Annotated in this window: 12 protein-coding genes; 10 read left to right on the top strand and 2 right to left on the bottom strand. The window is 68.9% G+C overall.

What is annotated here, in order from left to right; genetic code table 11:
* The first annotated feature begins 238 nt into the window (after positions 1 to 238).
* Positions 239 to 1,645, top strand: a complete 1,407-nt coding sequence (locus GGR11_RS10645; protein ID WP_183196855.1) for a coniferyl aldehyde dehydrogenase — start codon at positions 239 to 241, stop codon at positions 1,643 to 1,645.
* Positions 1,646 to 1,707: 62 nt separating this feature from the next.
* Here the strand turns inward: GGR11_RS10645 and GGR11_RS10640 are convergent, their stop codons facing one another.
* Both GGR11_RS10640 and GGR11_RS10635 read right to left on the bottom strand, forming a co-directional pair.
* A complete protein-coding gene (locus GGR11_RS10640) occupies positions 1,708 to 3,048 on the bottom strand; it encodes an amidohydrolase family protein (protein WP_183196854.1) in 1,341 nt (446 codons plus the stop codon).
* Complete coding sequence (locus tag GGR11_RS10635; protein ID WP_183196853.1) at positions 3,048 to 4,520, bottom strand: amidohydrolase; 1,473 nt, start codon at positions 4,518 to 4,520, stop codon at positions 3,048 to 3,050. Before GGR11_RS10635 ends, GGR11_RS10640 begins: the two co-directional genes overlap by 1 nt.
* Positions 4,521 to 4,674: 154 nt before the next feature.
* Here GGR11_RS10635 and trmB point away from each other — a divergent pair, with 154 nt between their 5' ends.
* The 9 genes from trmB (at position 4,675) to GGR11_RS10590 (ending at position 17,511) form a co-directional block, all read left to right on the top strand.
* Positions 4,675 to 5,376: a tRNA (guanosine(46)-N7)-methyltransferase TrmB gene (trmB, locus tag GGR11_RS10630; RefSeq protein WP_183196851.1), complete on the top strand. Its 702-nt coding sequence runs from the start codon at positions 4,675 to 4,677 to the stop codon at positions 5,374 to 5,376.
* A gap of 96 nt (positions 5,377 to 5,472) precedes the next feature.
* Positions 5,473 to 7,395 (top strand): methyl-accepting chemotaxis protein, encoded by a 1,923-nt coding sequence (locus tag GGR11_RS10625; protein ID WP_183196849.1) that lies wholly within the window; start codon positions 5,473 to 5,475, stop codon positions 7,393 to 7,395.
* Positions 7,396 to 7,627: 232 nt separating this feature from the next.
* Positions 7,628 to 9,604: a methyl-accepting chemotaxis protein gene (locus GGR11_RS10620; RefSeq protein ID WP_183196847.1), complete on the top strand. Its 1,977-nt coding sequence runs from the start codon at positions 7,628 to 7,630 to the stop codon at positions 9,602 to 9,604.
* A gap of 86 nt (positions 9,605 to 9,690) precedes the next feature.
* Entirely contained in the window at positions 9,691 to 10,194 is a 504-nt protein-coding gene (locus tag GGR11_RS10615) for a DUF1993 domain-containing protein (RefSeq protein WP_183196845.1), read from the top strand.
* Positions 10,195 to 10,344: 150 nt separating this feature from the next.
* Positions 10,345 to 10,944, top strand: coding sequence for a ribosome maturation factor RimP (gene rimP / locus GGR11_RS10610; protein ID WP_183196843.1), 600 nt, complete (start codon positions 10,345 to 10,347; stop codon positions 10,942 to 10,944).
* Entirely contained in the window at positions 10,944 to 12,707 is a 1,764-nt protein-coding gene (gene nusA, locus GGR11_RS10605; RefSeq protein ID WP_183196841.1) for a transcription termination factor NusA, read from the top strand. Before rimP ends, nusA begins: the two co-directional genes overlap by 1 nt.
* 18 nt (positions 12,708 to 12,725) lie before the next feature.
* A complete protein-coding gene (locus GGR11_RS10600; RefSeq protein WP_183196839.1) occupies positions 12,726 to 13,400 on the top strand; it encodes an RNA-binding protein in 675 nt (224 codons plus the stop codon).
* Between the two features lie 106 nt (positions 13,401 to 13,506).
* A complete protein-coding gene (gene infB / locus GGR11_RS10595) occupies positions 13,507 to 16,578 on the top strand; it encodes a translation initiation factor IF-2 (protein ID WP_183196837.1) in 3,072 nt (1,023 codons plus the stop codon).
* Between the two features lie 123 nt (positions 16,579 to 16,701).
* Entirely contained in the window at positions 16,702 to 17,511 is an 810-nt protein-coding gene (locus GGR11_RS10590; protein ID WP_183196835.1) for a helix-turn-helix domain-containing protein, read from the top strand.
* Positions 17,512 to 17,575 lie beyond the last annotated feature (64 nt).

Genomic DNA, 17,575 nt, shown 5'->3' with positions numbered 1-17,575 from the left:
GACATCGTCTGCCCTCCCGCAGTCGTCAGCGCACCATTTGGACCCGGATCGCAGCGGTCCGCAAGAGGCGCGGGTCGTGCGGACGCGCCCCCTCCGTCTCGGCTCTATGCGCCGATCCACCTCCCCCAGAGGGGGAGGAGACAGGGTTTGGGGATGGGGCTTGACCCCGGCCGGAGCGGGTTTGAGAAGTGGGGGCGGTCGGGCGATTGCGGCCGGCGCGGCGAAGGATCTGGATGCGATGACACACGACGGGCTCTCGGACCGGTTCGGGCTTCAGCACGCGGCCTCGCGGGCGGAGGGGGCTCCGTCGGCCCAGGTGCGGCGCGAGCGGCTGGCGGCGCTGAAGGCCCTGGTGCTGGAGCGGCGCGAGGCCTTTGCGCGGGCCATAGATGCGGATTTCGGGGCGCGGTCGGCGATGGAGACGGGGCTGTTGGAGGTCACGCCGCTGATCCGCAGCCTGGACCATGCGCGCGCCCATCTGGGGCGGTGGATGCGGGACGAGCGGCGGCGGGTGGACCTGATGTTCCAGCCGTCGCGGGCCTGGATCCGGCATGAGCCCCTGGGCGTGGTCGGGGTGATCGCGCCGTGGAACTATCCGCTGCTGCTGGCCCTGGGGCCGACGGTGGACGCCCTGGCCGCCGGCAATCGGGTGATGATCAAGCCGTCCGAACTGACGCCTGCCTTCGGGGCCCTGCTGGAGGCCGCGGTGGCCGAGCGGTTCGATCCGGCGGTGCTGAACGTGGTCAACGGCGGGGTGGAGACCGCCCAGGCCTTTTCGCGCCTGGCCTTCGACCATCTGGTCTTCACCGGATCGACGCGGGTGGGGCGCGAGGTGATGCGGGCGGCGGCGGAGAACCTGACCCCGGTCACGCTGGAGCTGGGCGGCAAGTCGCCGGCGGTCGTGGCCCCCGACTATCCGCTGGACAAGGCGGCGCAGTCGATCTCCTTCGGCAAGTTCCTGAACGCGGGCCAGACCTGTATCGCCCCCGACTACGCCCTGGTCCCGGCCGGGCAGGTCCAGGCCTTTGCGGAGGCCGTGCTGGATCAGGCGCGCCGGGCCTATCCGAGGCTTGGGGACAATCCCGACTACAGCGGGGTCATCAGCGATCGCCACCGGGTCCGGCTGCGCGAGGCGGTGGCGGCGGCGCGGGCGGCGGGGGCGGTGGTGCTGGAACACCCTGATGCGGCCGCCGAGGGGGGCAAGATCGCCCCGAGCCTGGTGCTGAACCCGCCGACCGACGGGCTGTTGATGCAGGAGGAGATCTTCGGGCCGGTCCTGCCGGTGATCGGCTATGAGACCCTGGATCAGGCCCTGGCCTTCGTGGCCGCCCGGCCCCGGCCTCTGGCCCTGTACGGTTTCACGAACCAGGCGCGGACGCGCGACCGGATCCTGGGCGCCGGCCTGTCGGGCGGGGTGACCCTGAACGGGACCATGCTCCATATCGCCCAGAACGACCTGCCGTTCGGCGGGGTCGGCCCCAGCGGCCTGGGCGCCTATCATGGGCATGAGGGCTTCAAACGCTTCAGCCATGCGCGGGCGGTCTATGACGTCGGGCCGGTGAACGTTTTCGAACGGCTGGGGCCGCCGTGGGACGGGGCGGCGGGCCGGCTGGCGCGTGCGGCCCTGCGGTTTATGGTCCGATAGGCGGATGTGAAAAAGGGCGGGCCCCTGCGGTCCCGCCCCTTTTCTTCAGACCATGAAGGCCGTCAGTTGCGATAGGCCGGCGGCATCGGCGTCTGTTGCCGGTAGCGGTCGCGCAGCAGCAGGGCGCGGCTGGTCAGGGGTTGTTCGACGCCGTCGATGAAGACGGCCGAGGGCTGGCTGAGCGGCTCCAGCGGGTCGCCGGACCAGACCACCACGTCGGCGGCGGCGCCCGGCGCGATCTGGCCGAACTGGCCGGCCATGCCGAAGATCCTGGCCGGATTGACCGTCAGGGCGGCGATGGCGGCGCCATAGGGCAGGCCGTGCGAGACGGCGTTGCCGGCGTTGTAGCGGGCCTCGCGGGCGCGGTGGGTCGAGCCCTCGTTGCCCTTGATGGCGATGACGACGCCGGCCGCGTTCAGGGCCGCCGCATTCTCCATCCGCGCCGCCCGCATCTCGAAGTCAGCGGGCAGGTTGGAGATGGGGTTCAGCAGGACCGGCACGCCCGCCGCGGCGATGTCGCCGGCGACCAGCCAGCCTTCCTCGGCGCCGTCCAGGATCAGCTTGATCCCTTCCTCGCGCGCCAGACGCAGCACCTGCTGGATGTCGGACGCCCGGTGGACGCTGACGATCAGGGGCATCGAGCCGTTGGCGACCGGGATCAGGGCCTCCAGGTCCGCGCGCGACAGGCTGAGGTCGCGCAGGCCCGCCCGCTCATAGGCCGACTTGTTGCGGGCGTAGAGGCGGACCTCGGCCAGGGTCTCCTTGAACAGGACGAACTGGGCGCCGCGCGCGCCGCCGGCGATGTCGGCGCCGGCCTCGCCGAAGGGGGCGACCATGGCCACACGCGGCTTGATCAGGATGTCGCTGCCCTGAGCAAGACGGATGACCGCCGCCTGGCCCGCGAACAGGCCCGGCGTCTGATAGCCGCCGTCGCCGGCGCCGGCCGTTTCGTCCTCATGCACATGGCCGCCGGACGAGCCGGGGTGTTGGGGCACGACCACGGCGCGGGTGATCCCGCCCAGGCGCGCCACCGGCAGGGTGAAGGACCAGGGGTCGAGGCCGTAAGAGATGTCGAAGGCGGCGCTGAGGGTGTTGGCGCTGTTGCGCAGTTCGTTGGTGCCGCTGACAGCGCCGACCTCGGTCCCGGCGAGACCGGAATCGACGGCGACGAAGCCGGGGGCGACCACCTTGCCGGTCGCGTCGATGACGCGGGCGCCGGAGGGGGCGGCGCCCGCGCCGACCGAGACGATCTTGCCGTCACGGATCACGACGGTGCCTTGCTCGATGACGGAGGTTCCGGTCAGGACGCGGCCGCCGACGATGGCGACGGTGTCCTGAGCAAGGGCCGGGGCGGCGAGAGACAGGGCCGCGACGGCGCCCGCGAGGATGTGGGACAGACGCATCAGCGGGCTCCTTCGGCGACGTTGGCGGTGGTCAGGCCATAGCCTGGCTGGCCCAGCTCGAAGTCGCTGGTCGGCTGATAGGCGGGGTTGGTCCGGTCGAAGGTCAGGGCGCCGTCGATGAAGACCTGGTCGGCGCGGGCGTAGATGGAGAAGGGATCGGCGCTCCAGATCACCACGTCGGCGCGCTTGCCGGCCTCCAGCGAGCCGGTCTGGTCGGCGATGCCGATGGCCTTGGCGGCGTTGGAGGTGATCCAGCCGATGGCGTGCTCTTCGGAGATGTTCAGCCCGGCGCGGCGACCGGCCGACAGGGCGGCGGCGGCTTCCTGATTCAACCGTTGAGTCAGTTCCGCGTCGTCGGAGTGGATGACGGCGCACGAGCCCTGTTGCGCGTCCACCAGGGCGGCGTTCTCCTCGATGGCGTCCAGGGCCTCCATCTTGAAGCCCCACCAGCCGGTCCACATGGCGGCGCAGATGCCGTTGGCGGCCAGTTGCGGGGCCAGCTTGTAGGCCTCGGTGGCGTGGTGGAAGGTGGTGATGCGGTAGCCGAACTCCTTGGCCATATCGATCATCATGGCCATCTCGTCGGCGCGGTAGCAGTGGTTCTGGATCAGGATCGAGCCGTCCAGCACCCCGACCAGGGTCTCGCTCTGAAGATTGCGGGTCGGGGCCGCGCCCTCGCCGTCCTCGCGCCACTTGTCCCACTTGGCCTTGTAGTCGCGCGCGGCGATGAAGGCGGCGCGGTAGCCGGCCATATTGCCCATGCCGGTGGCCGGGCTCTGGTTACGGCCGCCATAGACGCGCGAGGGGTTCTCGCCGCAGGCCATCTTGACCGTATAGGGGGCGTCCGGGAACTTCATGCCCTGCATGGTGATGGACGGCGTGTTGCGGATGGTCACGCCCCGGCCGCCGAACAGATTGGCCGAGCCGGGCAGGATGTGAAGCGTGGTGACGCCGCCGGCGCGGGCGGTGTTGAAGCCCGGATCCTGGGGCCACAGCGAATGTTCGGCCCAGACCTGGGCGGTGTTCGGGCTGGTCGCCTCATTGCCGTCGCTCATGCCCTGCACGCCGGGCGACGGATAGACGCCCAGGTGGCTGTGGACGTCGATGACGCCGGGGGTGACATAGCGGCCGCGCGCCTCGACGACGCGATAGCCGGCGGGGACGGGGGTCGAGGCGTCGCCGACGGCGGCGATCCTGCCGTCCGTGACCACGACCACGCCGTTCTCGATCTTGCGGTCCGTGCCGGTCAGGACGGTCGCGCCGACCACGGCGAAATTCTCGCGCGGCAACGGTTGATAGGTGGACGGATAGGGGTTCAGCGTGGTCGCCGGATCCAGGCCGGCGGCCAGGGTCTTGTCCTTGGACGGCGCCGCCGTCTCCGATTCCGCGCCCGTCGTGGCGCAAGCCGACAGGCCGAGCACAGCACAGCCTATGGCCGCGAGGCTGACGCCTCGCAGATGATGTCCGATCATCAGATCCCCTCTTCCCGACGACACGCCAGCCCGACGTGTCTTGCGATCGTCATAGGAGGGGCATCCGGCGGAGGCGTCAAAAGATTTCGATGTTCTTTGGAGGTGAGAGCGGATGGTCTGGACGCTCCGGCCTGGGACCGCTAACGGCACGCGCATGAACGACGACGAAAACCCCCATCTCGACCGGCCGCTGCGGTCGTTCGGCCGGATCAAGGCGCGGCCGATCAAGCCGCGGCAGGCGGCGCTGATGGAGACGCTGCTGCCTCAGATCGCCGTGCCCGATCCCAAGGCCGGTCCGCTGGACCCGAGGGCGATGATGCCCGAGGCGGTCGAGGTCTGGCTGGAGATCGGGTTCGGCGGCGGGGAGCATATGGCGGCCCAGGCGGCGACGCGGCCCGACGCCCTGGTGATCGGCTGCGAGCCCTTCCTGAACGGCGTCGCCTCGGCCCTGCGCCATGTCGAAGAGGGCGGGCTGAAGAATGTCCGCATCCACGCCGACGACGCGCGCGACCTGGTCGACGCCCTGCCCGACGTCTCGGTCGACCGGGTGCTGATCCTGTTTCCCGATCCCTGGCACAAGGCGCGGCACAACAAGCGCCGCCTGTTGCAGGACGAGACGGCCCAGGCCTTCGCCCGCATCCTGAAGCCGGGCGGGACGCTGCGGTTCGTCACCGACTGGCGCGACTACGCCGAGTGGACGCTGGAGCGGCTTGAGCGCACGCAGGGGCTGCAGCGGATCGGGGCGGTGGATCAGGACTGGTTCGTTCCGCCGGCGGACCACGTCATCACCCGTTACGAAGAAAAGCGGCTGGGGGACACGGCGCCGATCTTCCTGGAATACCGCAGAAAATCCTGACGTTCCGATATACGCACTTCTACTTATTCAGCCGATAGACGGGTGTTTAACGAACTTGGTTAGAAATGGTCCCGAATCGTATTGGGGGACGGGACCATGAAGACGCTGACGATCGGCGGGCGGATCAATCTCCTCGCCCTTGTGACCATGGCGGGCCTGTTGCTCGTGACCGGTCTTTCCCTGATGCGGCTGGATGCGGTGATGCGCGACGAGATCGCCGACCGCACGAAGAAGGGCGTCGAGATCGCCCACAGCGTGGTCGCCTATTATCAGGGCGAGGAGGCGGCCGGCCGGCTGACGCGCGATCAGGCCCAGGACGCCGCCAAGGCCGCTGTCGGGGCCATGCGTTACGGCGCCGACGACTATTTCTGGATCAACGACATGCATCCCACCATGGTGATGCACCCGATGAAGCCGGCGCTGAACGGCAAGGACGTGAGCGCGAACAAGGACGCCGACGGCGTGCTGATGTTCAAGGAATTCGTCGCCGTGGTTCAGAAGGACGGCGAGGGTTTCGTCAACTATCAGTGGGCCAAGCCGAACCAGGACGGGGCCTCGCCCAAGATCTCCTATGTGAAGGGCTTCGCGCCCTGGGGCTGGGTGATCGGCTCGGGCGTCTACACGGACCAGATCGCGGCGGCCGTGGGCAAGGCGGCCCTGGCCCTGGGCTCCATGGCCCTGCTGGTGCTGCTGGCGGTCGGGGCGACGGGCTGGTTCATCGGCCGGTCCGTGTCGGCCCCGGTGGTGGCGCTGGAACGGCGCATGCGCGGTCTGGCGGACGGCGACAAGACCTCCGAGATTCCCGGTGTCAAGCGCGGCGACGAGATCGGCAAGATGGCCTCGGCCCTGGCGATCTTCCGCGACGCCGCCATCGAGAAGGACCGACTGGAGGCCGAGACCCTGTCGCAACGCTCGATGAGCGAACAGGAGCGCGCCGCGCGCGAGGCCGAGAAGGCCGCCGAGGCCGAGGCCGACCGCGTCACCATCGAAGCCCTGGGGCAGGGGCTGTCGGCCATGGCCGACGGCGACCTGACCTATCGGATCGAGGCCGAGTTCGCGCCCAAGGCGGCGCAGCTGAAGTCGGACTTCAACGCCGCCATCGCCCAGCTGCAGCAGGCCGTTGCTGTGGTGGTGGCCAATATCGCCGGCATTCGTTCGGGGGCCGGCGAGATTTCGCAGGCCGCGGACGACCTGTCGCGTCGCACCGAACAACAGGCGGCGGGGCTGGAAGAGACCGCCGCTGCGCTGGACGAAATCACGGCTACGGTGAACAAGACCGCCTCGGGCGCGCGTCAGGCCTCGGACGTGGTCCAAGCCGCCAAGGGCGACGCCGAGACCTCGGGCGTCATCGTTCGCGACGCCGTTCAGGCCATGCAGGCGATCGAGGGCTCGTCCGAACAGATCAGCCAGATCATCGGCGTGATCGACGAGATCGCCTTCCAGACCAATCTGCTGGCCCTGAACGCCGGCGTGGAAGCGGCGCGCGCCGGCGAGGCCGGTCGCGGTTTCGCGGTCGTGGCGTCGGAAGTCCGCGCCCTGGCCCAGCGTTCGGCCGAGGCGGCGAAAGAAATCAAGACCCTGATCTCGACCTCGACCCACCAGGTCGGCTCGGGCGTCAAACTGGTCGGTCAGACCGGCCAGGCCCTGCAGCGGATCGTGGACCGTGTCGCCGAGATCGACGGCCTGGTGTCGGAAATCGCGGCCTCGGCCCAGGAACAGGCCATCGGCTTGGCCGAGGTCAACACCGCCGTCAACCAGATGGACCAGGTCACTCAGCAAAATGCTGCGATGGTCGAGCAGTCGACCGCCGCCAGCCATTCGCTGTCGCAGGAAGCCCAGTCGCTGCAAGCCTCGGTGGCCCAGTTCAAGGTCGGGACGAGCGGCGCCGCGCCGGTCGCCGCACCGACGCCGGCGCGCGCGGCGCCGGCCCGCCAATTGGTTCAGGCGCTGAAGACCACCGGTCGTGGCGGCGCGGCGCCCAAGCCCCAGGCCGAGTCCGAGGGTTGGGAAGAGTTCTGACCTCGGAGGCGCAGGCCGCCACTTAGAGAGCGGCGATATATGTAGTTTGCCCTAACCCCGAGTTTACGATTCGTCCCGATCCGGGACGCCACATTCTCCCAGGTTTCAGGCTTCACCCCTGTGTCGCTCCTGGGGACTGGATTGTCCGTTCCTCCGGTGCCGCATGCCCAGCGGAGCGCCTGAAGCCAGGGTTCAAAATCCTTGAATCCTGTCCTTGCCTTGGCGCCTGGAGATGGCCTTGAACAAGATCCTGTCCGATACGAAGATCGCCGTGAAGATCATCGTGCCCCTGGTCCTGCTGGCCCTGGTGGGGCTGGGGGGCGCCGCCTACAGCGCCTGGGAGATGAAGAAGATCGACGCCGATTACAGCCGGCTGGTCGATGTGGAGAACGTCGCCCTGGTGAAGATGATCCGGGTGAACCGGACCCTTCAGGGCCTCGGCTACGACGCCTACAAGGTCTTCGTCTATGACGGCGCCTCCGCCGAGGCGCGCCAGGCGGCCGATCAGGCGAAGGAAAAAATCGAGACGATCGAGAGCTTGCTGGCGGAGGCGGGATCCATCGCGCCGCACTGGAAGGACGAGATCGAGGGCTTCCGCGGCCCCTTGAACGAAGTCCGCGCCCTGGCTGCGCGGTCTGTCGAGCTGGGCCTGGCCAATGACGCGGTGGCGGGGCGTCCCGTGCTGACCGAGATGGACGCCAGGATGGCGGATCTGATCCCGAAACTGACCGCCTTCACCAACGCCAAGGTCGAACTGACCGCCGAGGAGTCGGCGCGGGCGTCGCAAAAGGTCAATGCGGCGGCGCTGACCACCCTGATCGCCATCGCGGTGGCGACCATCGCCGCCCTGGCCGCCGGCCTTGTCGTGGCGCGGTCCATCGTCGGCGCCCTGTCGGGCATGGGCGACCGGATGGGGCGGCTGTCGGCCGGCGACACCACGATCGACGTGCCGCACGCCCAGCGCAGGGACGAACTGGGCCAGATGGGCGTCGCCCTGATCGCCTTCCGCGACGCCGCCATCGAGAAGATGCAGCTCGAAGCCGAGGGCGCGGCGCTGCGCAACCAGTCGGACGAGGAGCGGGCCCGCAACCAGCGCGCCGCCGAGGCCCTGGCCCGCGAGCAGGCGACCGTGGTCGCGGCCCTGGGCGAAGGCCTGGAACACCTGACGCGCGGCGACCTGACCTATAATATCACCCATGATTTCCCCGGCGACTACGCCAAGCTGAAGTCGGACTTCAACACCGCCATCGCGCAGTTGCAGCAGGCCATGGGCGTGGTGCTGGGCAATGTGGCGGGCATCCGCTCGGGCGCCGGCGAGATCTCGCAGGCCGCCGACGACCTGTCGCGCCGCACCGAACAACAGGCGGCCTCGCTTGAAGAAACCGCCGCTGCGCTCGACGAGATCACCGCCACGGTCAACAAGACCGCCTCGGGCGCGCGCCAGGCCTCGGACGTGGTTCAATCCGCCAAGGGGGACGCGGAGACCTCGGGAACCATCGTTCGCGACGCCGTCACGGCCATGCAGGCCATCGAGGGCTCCTCGGCGCAGATCAATCAGATCATCGGCGTCATCGACGAGATCGCCTTCCAGACCAACCTCTTGGCCCTGAACGCCGGCGTCGAGGCGGCGCGGGCCGGCGAGGCCGGTCGTGGTTTCGCGGTCGTGGCGTCAGAAGTCCGGGCCCTGGCCCAACGGTCGGCGGAAGCCGCGAAAGAGATCAAGACCCTGATCTCGGCCTCGACCACCCAGGTCGGGTCGGGCGTCAAACTGGTCGGTCAGACCGGCGAGGCCCTGCAACGGATCGTCGATCGTGTCGCCGAGATCGACGGCCTGGTGTCGGAGATCGCGGCGTCGGCCCAGGAACAGGCCGTGGGCCTGGCCCAGGTCAACACGGCCGTGAACCAGATGGATCAGGTCACTCAGCAAAATGCTGCGATGGTCGAGCAATCGACCGCCGCCAGCCATTCCCTGGCCCAGGAGGCCGAGACCCTGCAGGCCTCGGTGGCCCAGTTCAAGGTCGGCGAAACCGTGTCGGCCCACGCCTCCGCGCCCGCGCCCCGCGCTGCGTCGAGGCCCAGCGCCCCGGCTCCCGCCCGTTCGAACCCTATGGTCGCCGCCCTGAAGACTCTCGGTCGCGGCGGCGCGGCGCTTAAGGTCGAGGCCGCACCTCAGGCCGCACCTGCTTCGGAGGGCTGGGAAGAATTCTAGGGCCGGAGGTGGAGCGGGGGCTGGCGCGGCGGCGATGAACCGCCCAGCTATGGCCTCCTTACCAAAGCCCTGGCCGGAACCCTGGAATGACCTTCTCGATCTACGACGTCGCCTCGCCCATCCTCGTGCGCGGCCTGACCAACCTGTCCGGCTTTCTGGACAAGGCGTCGGCGGAGGGCTTCGACGAAGCCGTCCTGATCCAGGCCCGGCTTCACGAGGACATGCGCCCCCTGTCCGCCCAGGTTCAACTGGCGTCGGACTCGGCCAAGGGCGCCGTGGCGCGGCTGGCCGGCGTCGACAATCCGGCCATGGCCGATGACGAGACGAGTTTCGCGGAATTGAAGGATCGGATCGCCCGCACCCTCGCCTTCATCGAGAGCGTGGACCCCGCCGCCTTCGTCGGGGCCGAGACCCGGCCGGTGAAGCTGAAGACGCCGAACCGCGAGATGAATTTCGACGGCCTGGGCTATCTCACCAGCTTCGTCCTGCCCAATTTCCATTTCCACGTCACGACCGCCTACGCCATCCTGCGCAAGGAAGGCGTGCCGCTGAGCAAGATGGATTATCTGGGGCGGCTGGCGCTGATCTGAGCCCAACGCCCGCGCCCCCGACACAAAGAGGGCTGACAAGCGAATGTGAAACGCCTATATGGCCCTCCACATCGTTAGACCGGCGTCCAACGGCGTCGTTCCAAGCGGCGGCCCGGACGGACCGCCGCTTTTGTTTTGGATAATCGCCGCTTGCGCGCAAGAACCGCCCAGGACCGCCAACTGCTCGAGCTGATCGACCCCATTGCGGAGTCGCTCGGTCTCGAGATCGTGCGCGTCCGCCTGATGACCGGCTCCAAGCGCCAGCGTCTGCAGATCATGGCCGAACGCCCGTCCGACCGCGACATCTCGGTCGAGCAATGCGCCAAGCTGAGCCGGGCCGTGTCGGAGGTGTTTGACGCCGCCGACCCCATCGCCGGCGAATATATGCTGGAAGTCTCGTCGCCCGGCATCGACCGGCCCCTGACCCGTCCCATCGACTTCGACCTGTTCGAGGGCGAGGAGGCGCGGCTGGAGACGGACCGGATGATCGAGGGCCGCAAGCGGTTCAAGGGCGTTCTGGCCGGCTATGAGGACGGCAATGTCCTGGTCGATCTGGACGGCGAGGACGAAACCGCCCTGATCCCCTTCGACTGGTTGAGCGATGCGAAACTGGTCCTGACCGACGCCCTGATGAAACGGGGCGCCGCCATTCGCGCCGCACGCGGCGAACCTGAAGACGACGGCCTGCCGGAAGGCGAGGCTGCTGATTTGACAACCGACACCACGACCCCTTCTGAGGACAACGCCTGATGGCCGTCACCGGTATTTCCGCCAACCGCCTCGAACTGCTGCAGATCGCCGAGGCCGTGGCCCGCGAGAAGAACATCGAGCGCGAAGTCGTCATCGAGGCGATCGAGGAGGCGATCCAGAAGGGCGCCAAGTCGCGTTACGGCGCCCATCACGACATCCGCGCCAAGATCGACCACAAGACCGGCGAACTGGCCCTGACCCGTCACGTCACCATCGTCGAGGACGACTGGCAGCCGGAAGACGAGCTGGAAGAGTTCAACGACAGCGCCATGGTGCGCCTGACCGACGCATCCAAGCGCGATCCGGAAGCCGTGGTCGGCAAGGAATATGTCGAGACCCTGCCGCCGTTCGAGTTCGGCCGCGTCCAGACCCAGATGGCTCGCCAGGTCGTGACCGGAAAGGTCCGCGAGGCCGAGCGCGCCAACCAGTACGAAGAGTTCAAGGATCGCGTCGGCGAGATCGTCAACGGCACGGTCAAGCGCGTCGAATACGGCAACACCATCGTCGACCTGGGCCGGGGCGAGGGCGTCATGCGCCGCGACCAGTCCATCCCGCGCGAAGTGTTCAACATCGGCGACCGGATCCGCACCTACATCTACGACGTCCGCCCCGAGGCCAAGGGCCCGCAGGTCATGCTGTCGCGCGCCCACCCCGGCTTCATGGCCAAGCTGTTCGCCCAGGAAGTGCCGGAAGTCTACGACGGCGTGATCGAGATCCGCGCCGCCGCGCGTGACTCGGGCTCGCGCGCCAAGATGGCCGTCCTGTCGAACGACAGCTCGATCGATCCCGTTGGCGCCTGCGTCGGCATGCGCGGCTCGCGCGTTCAGGCGGTCGTCGCCGAACTGCAAGGCGAGAAGATCGACATCATCCAGTGGAACCCGGACGAGCCGACCTTCATCGTCAACGCCCTGGCCCCGGCCGAAGTCTCCAAGGTCGTGCTCGACGAAGAAGCCGGCCGCGTCGAAGTGGTCGTGCCTGACGAACAGCTGTCGCTGGCCATCGGCCGCCGCGGCCAGAATGTGCGTCTGGCCTCGCAGCTGACCGGCTGGCAGATCGACATCATCACCGAGTCTCAGGACTCCGAGCGCCGCCAGCGCGAGTTCAGCGAGCGCACCGGCCTGTTCCAGGAAGCCCTGGACGTTGACGAGGTCATCGCCCAGCTGCTGGTCACCGAAGGCTTCGCCACGGTCGAAGACCTGGCCTATGTCGATCCCTATGAAGTCTCGGAAATCGAGGGCTTCGACGAGGAGACCGCCGAGGAGCTGCAGGCCCGCGCCCGCGACTTCCTGGACCGCAAGGCCGCCGAGCTGGACGCCAAGCGGGTCGAACTGGGCGTCGAGGACGGCGTGCTGCAGGTTCCGGGCGTGACCCTGGCCATGGCCGTCGCCCTGGGCGAAGGCGGGGTCAAGACCGTCGAGGATCTGGCCGACCTGGCCACCGACGAAATCCGCGGCGGCTACGAAGTGAAGAACGGCGAACGGGTCAAGGTCCCGGGCGTGCTGGAAAGCTTCAACCTGGCCCAGGAAGACGCCGAAATGCTGATCCTGCAGGCCCGTGTGGCCGCCGGCTGGATCGACGCCTCGGAACTGCCGCAGCCCGCGCCGGAAGAGGCCGAGGAAGACTTCGCCGACGGCGAATACGACCCGGACCAGGTGTTCGGCGACGCGCCGGCTGAAACCGAAGCCGACGCCGACGGTTCAGACGACGCTTCCGACGATACGGAGGTCCTCGCCGAGGACGACTCCGAACCGTCGAACGCGTGATGGGAGACCTGGCCACATATGAGCTTGCGCGACGCAACGATTGATCGGGAACGCCGGGACCTCGTCTCTCACGAGGTCATGGACGAATCTCGCCTGATCCGTTTCGTCGCCGGGCCCGATGGCCAGGTGGTTCCCGACCTGGGCAGGAAACTGCCCGGACGCGGCCTGTGGGTCGAAGCCAGCCGCGCCTCGATCGAGACGGCGGTCAAGAAGAACGGCTTCACCCGCTCGGCCAAAACCAAGCTGACCGCCCCGGCCGACTTGGCCGATGTCGTCGAACGGCTGCTGTTCCGGCGCTGTCTCGACCAGCTGGGTCTTGCCCGGCGCGAAGGCGTGCTTATCTCAGGCTTCGAAAAGTCCGCCGCCAATCTGCGGGCCGGCAAGGTCGCATGGGTGATCGAGGCCGCCGACGGCTCGGCCGACGGGCGTGGCAAAATCCTCGCTCTGGCCCGCCATCAGACCGCGAAAGTCTGCGGCGCGTTCACTGTGGACGATTTGAGTTTGGCCCTTGGGCTGGAAAATGCGATACACGCCGTCCTGCTTGCGGGCGGACGGGCCGATCGGTGGACCATGGAGGTCGAACGACTGGCTGGATTTCGGCCGCTTCGCCCCGCTCACTGGGATATTCCCAGGGACGGGGACGGATCGGCGGGAGCAACCCCGACTGACCTTGATAAAGGTGGGGCGAGCTGAGGATTTTGGCGGCCGAGGGCCTGTCTCCAAGGGCGGAGACGGGCTCACGGTCGTTCATGTGCATTGAGACGACGGCGGGATTTTCCGCCCCTATTAAAGCGACCGTATGAGCGACGAAAACGACAAGACCAACCAAGGCCAGGGTTCGGGCCAGGGCACTCCGGGCGGCGCGCCGTCCCAGACGGGGCCGCGCGCTCCGCTGAGCCTGAAGCCGCGCGTTGTGGGATCGGTCCCGACCGGGACCGTCAAGCAGAGCTTCAGCCACGGGCGGTCCAAGACGGTGGTGGTCGAGACCAAGCGTCGACCCGGCGCCGGCGGGCCGCAACGCCCGCAGGGCTTCGACGTGGCGCGTCCGCAGCAGTCGTCGCAAAACCGTCCGCAAGGTCAGCGGCCGTCGCAACCGGCCGGGGGCGCGCTGTCGGCCGAAGAGCAGGAAGCGCGTCGCCGCGCCATCGCCATGGCCACCCAGGCCAACGCCGCCAAGGCCGACGCCGCCGCTGCGGCCAAGGCTGCGGCTGACGCCGCTGCGCGCGAACAGGCCGCCGCCACCGAACGCGCCGCCAAGGCCGCGCGCGACGAGGCCGCCGCGGCTCAGGCTGCAGCCGAAGCCGCACGCGCCGAGGCCGCCAAACTGACCGCCGCGGCGCCCGCCGCTCCGGCCAAGCCCGCGGCCAAGCCGGCTGCGCCCGTCGCCGCCCCTCCGGCTCCGGCTCCGGCTCCGGTCGCCCCGACAGCCACGACGACGCCGGCTCCGGCGCCGACCCCCGCACCCGCCGCTCCGGCCCGTCCGGCGGCTCCGGCCCGTCCGGTGGTCAACTTCGGCCAGCGCGTGCCCAAGCCCGGCAATCCGCAGCGCGCGGCCCCCGAGCGTCCCGCCTTCGGCGGTCGTTCGGCCCGTGAACAGGCGATGGGCGGCGGCGAACGGTCCTATACGGATCGCCCGCAGACCGATCGTCCGCAGGCCGACCGTCCCCAGGGCGCCCGTCCGGCCCCCGGCGGCGCAGGTCGTCCGCAAGGCGCCAAGCCGGCCGAGCCGGTCCGTTATTCGGCCCTGAATCCGCGTCCGGCCCCCGGCGCCGCCCGTCCCGGCGGCGCGCGCACCGGCCCTGGCGGTCGTCCGACCCCGAACGCCCCCCCGGCCGAGGCCAATGTTCTGCGTCCGGCCCGTGCGCCCGGCGCCGGCTTCGGCCGTCCGGTCGGTCGCGACGACGATCGCGAGAAGCGTTTCTCCGACGCCGGCAAGGCGGTCAGCCGCACGCGCGGCGAGCCGAAGCGCCGCGAAGGCCGCATGACCATCCAGTCCGTGGTCGGCGACGGCGACGCCGCCGAGCGCATGCGCTCGCTGGCCTCGGTCCGCCGCGCCCGCGAACGCGAGAAGGAAAAGCGCAAGGGCGGCTCCACCGACGCGCCCAACCGTCCGCGCGAAGTGGTCATCCCTGACATCATCACCGTGCAGGAGCTGTCCAACCGGATGGCCGTGCGCGGCGTCGACATCATCAAATTCCTGATGAAACAGGGCCTGATGATGAAGATCAACGACGTGATCGACTCCGACACCGCCGAACTGGTGGCCGAGGAGTTCGGCATGGCGGTCAAGCGCGTCTCTGAATCCGACATCGAGTTCGGCTTCCTGGGCGACGCCGACGACGCAGAAGCGGCCGATGTCCGCGCCCCCGTCGTGGCCATCATGGGCCACGTCGACCACGGCAAGACCTCGCTGCTGGACGCCCTGCGCACCACCGACGTCGCGGGCGGCGAAGCCGGCGGCATCACCCAGCATATCGGCGCCTATCAGGTGCGCCTGGATGACGGCCAGAAGGTCACCTTCCTGGACACCCCGGGCCACGCCGCCTTCTCGGCCATGCGGGCGCGCGGCGCCAATGTGACCGACATCGTGGTGCTGGTCGTGGCCGCCGACGACGGCGTCATGCCGCAGACCATCGAGGCCATCCAGCACGCCAAGGCGGCCGGCGCCCCGCTGATCGTCGCGGTCAACAAGATGGACAAGCCGGGGGCGACGTCTCAGAAGGTCGTCAACGAACTGCTGCAGCACGAAGTCATCGCCGAAAACCTGGGCGGCGAGACCCAGATCATCGAGGTCTCGGCCAAGGAGCGGATGAACCTCGACGGCCTGCTGGAAGCCATCCTGGTCCAGGCCGAGGTTATGGACCTGCGCGCCAACGCCGATCGCTCGGCCGAGGGCGTGGTCATCGAGGCCAAGCTGGACAAGGGCCGCGGCCCCGTCGGCACCGTCCTGGTCAAGCGCGGCACGCTGAAGCGCGGCGACATCGTCGTGGCCGGCGGATCGTGGGGCAAGGTTCGCGCCCTGCTGAACGAACGCAACGAACAGCTGACCGAAGCCGGTCCGTCCGTCCCGGTCGAGATCCTGGGTCTGGACGAGGCCCCGTCTCCGGGCGACGTCTTCGCCGTGGTGGAATCCGAAGCCCGCGCCCGCGAGCTGACCGAATACCGTCAGCGGGTGAAGCGCGAAAAGGCCCAGGTCTCGGGCGGTTCCGTGTCGCTGGTCGACATGATGTCCCGCCTGCAGTCCAAGAAGGTCTCGGAACTGCCGGTCGTCATCAAGGCGGACGTGCAGGGTTCGGCCGAAGCCATCGTCAGCTCGCTGGACAAGATGAGCACCGACGAGGTGCGCGCCCGCACGGTCTATTCCGGCGCCGGCGGCATCACCGAGAGCGACGTCAACCTGGCCAAGTCGGCCGGGGCGCCGATCCTGGGCTTCAACGTCCGTGCGTCGAAACAGGCGCGTGATCTGGCCGAGCGCGAGGGCGTCGAGATCCGCTACTATTCGATCATCTACGACCTGCTGGACGATATTAAGGGCGTGCTGTCCGGCATGCTGGCGCCGCTGCAACGGGAAACCTTCCTGGGCAACGCCGCCGTGCTGCAGGTGTTCGACATCTCCAAGATCGGCAAGATCGCCGGTTGCCGGGTGTCGGAAGGCGTGGTCCGCAAGGGCGCCCGCGTCCGTATCGTGCGCGACGACGTGGTGGTTCTGGAGCTGGGCGTGCTCAACACGCTCAAACGCTTCAAGGACGAGGTCAACGAAGTCACGGCCGGCCAGGAATGCGGCATGCAGTTCCAAGGCTTCCAGGACATCAAGGAAGGCGACTACATCGAGTGCTTCACGGTCGAAGAGATCAAGCGCAGCCTGGACTAGGTCCGGGGTACGCAGGCGCCGAGAGTTTGAGGTCCGGAACCCAGGTTCCGGACCTTTTCTTTTGTCCGGTTCCGCGCATGATGGGGGCGTCGCACGCGGGGCGTCGAGGAAGGCGTTGCGTTCATGGCCAGGCCCCATCTGTCGTCCGGCGACTTCTTCGGCGCCGCCTCGCGGACGGTCCAGGCCGGTGGCTTTCGCGTCGGCCTGTGGATCGCCAGCCGGCCGCCCGAAGGCGTCGAACAGCACGCCCATGACGACGCCCATTTCGTCCTGGCGCTGGACGACGGCTACCGCAGCCTGGCCCATGACCCGCTGACGCCCAAGGGCGCCGCCTTTGGCCCCGGCGCCCTGGTGTGGAACCCGCCGGGGGTCGAGCATCGGGACTGTTTCGACGTCGCCGGCGGTCGCTTCCTGTCCATCAGTTTCGATCCGCCGAAGGGCGCCGGCCAGGGCGATCCGCTACGACTGCGGGGTCTGCGGGCCGAGAGCGCCGCGCGGCGTCTGGTCGGGGTGGCCGGCCGGTTCGCGGCGGGCGACGCGGTCGTCATGGAGGGGCTGACCCTGGACCTGGCGGCGGCGGTCCTGTCGCCGGTCGAATTGAACGAGGACCCGGCGCCGGAGTGGCTGCTGCGCGCGCATCAGGTGCTGCACGACCTGGCCGACCAGCCGGGGCTGGAGGTGGCGACCGTCGCTGAAATGGTCGGGGTCCATCCCGTCTCCCTGGCCCGGCGTTATCGCCGCCATTTCGGGCGGTCTCCGTCGGCCGCCATTCGGGCCGTGCGAGCAGATCGGGCGGCGGCCCAGGTGGCGCGGGGACGCGATCTTGCCGAACTGGCCCTGGGCGCGGGCTATGCGGATCAAAGCCACCTGACGCGAGAGTTCGGGGCCATTTACGGTCTGACTCCCGCCCGCTATCGCGCCCTGTTCGCCTAGCCGCCGCGCCGGCGCGGTTTCACCTGTTCAAGACGCCTGTCGCGCCGCCGTGGGACAGGCGGTC

It is taken from the genome of Brevundimonas mediterranea (assembly GCF_014196125.1).
GTDB classification, from domain to species: domain Bacteria; phylum Pseudomonadota; class Alphaproteobacteria; order Caulobacterales; family Caulobacteraceae; genus Brevundimonas; species Brevundimonas mediterranea.
This window is presented reverse-complemented; position numbering and strand designations above follow the sequence as displayed.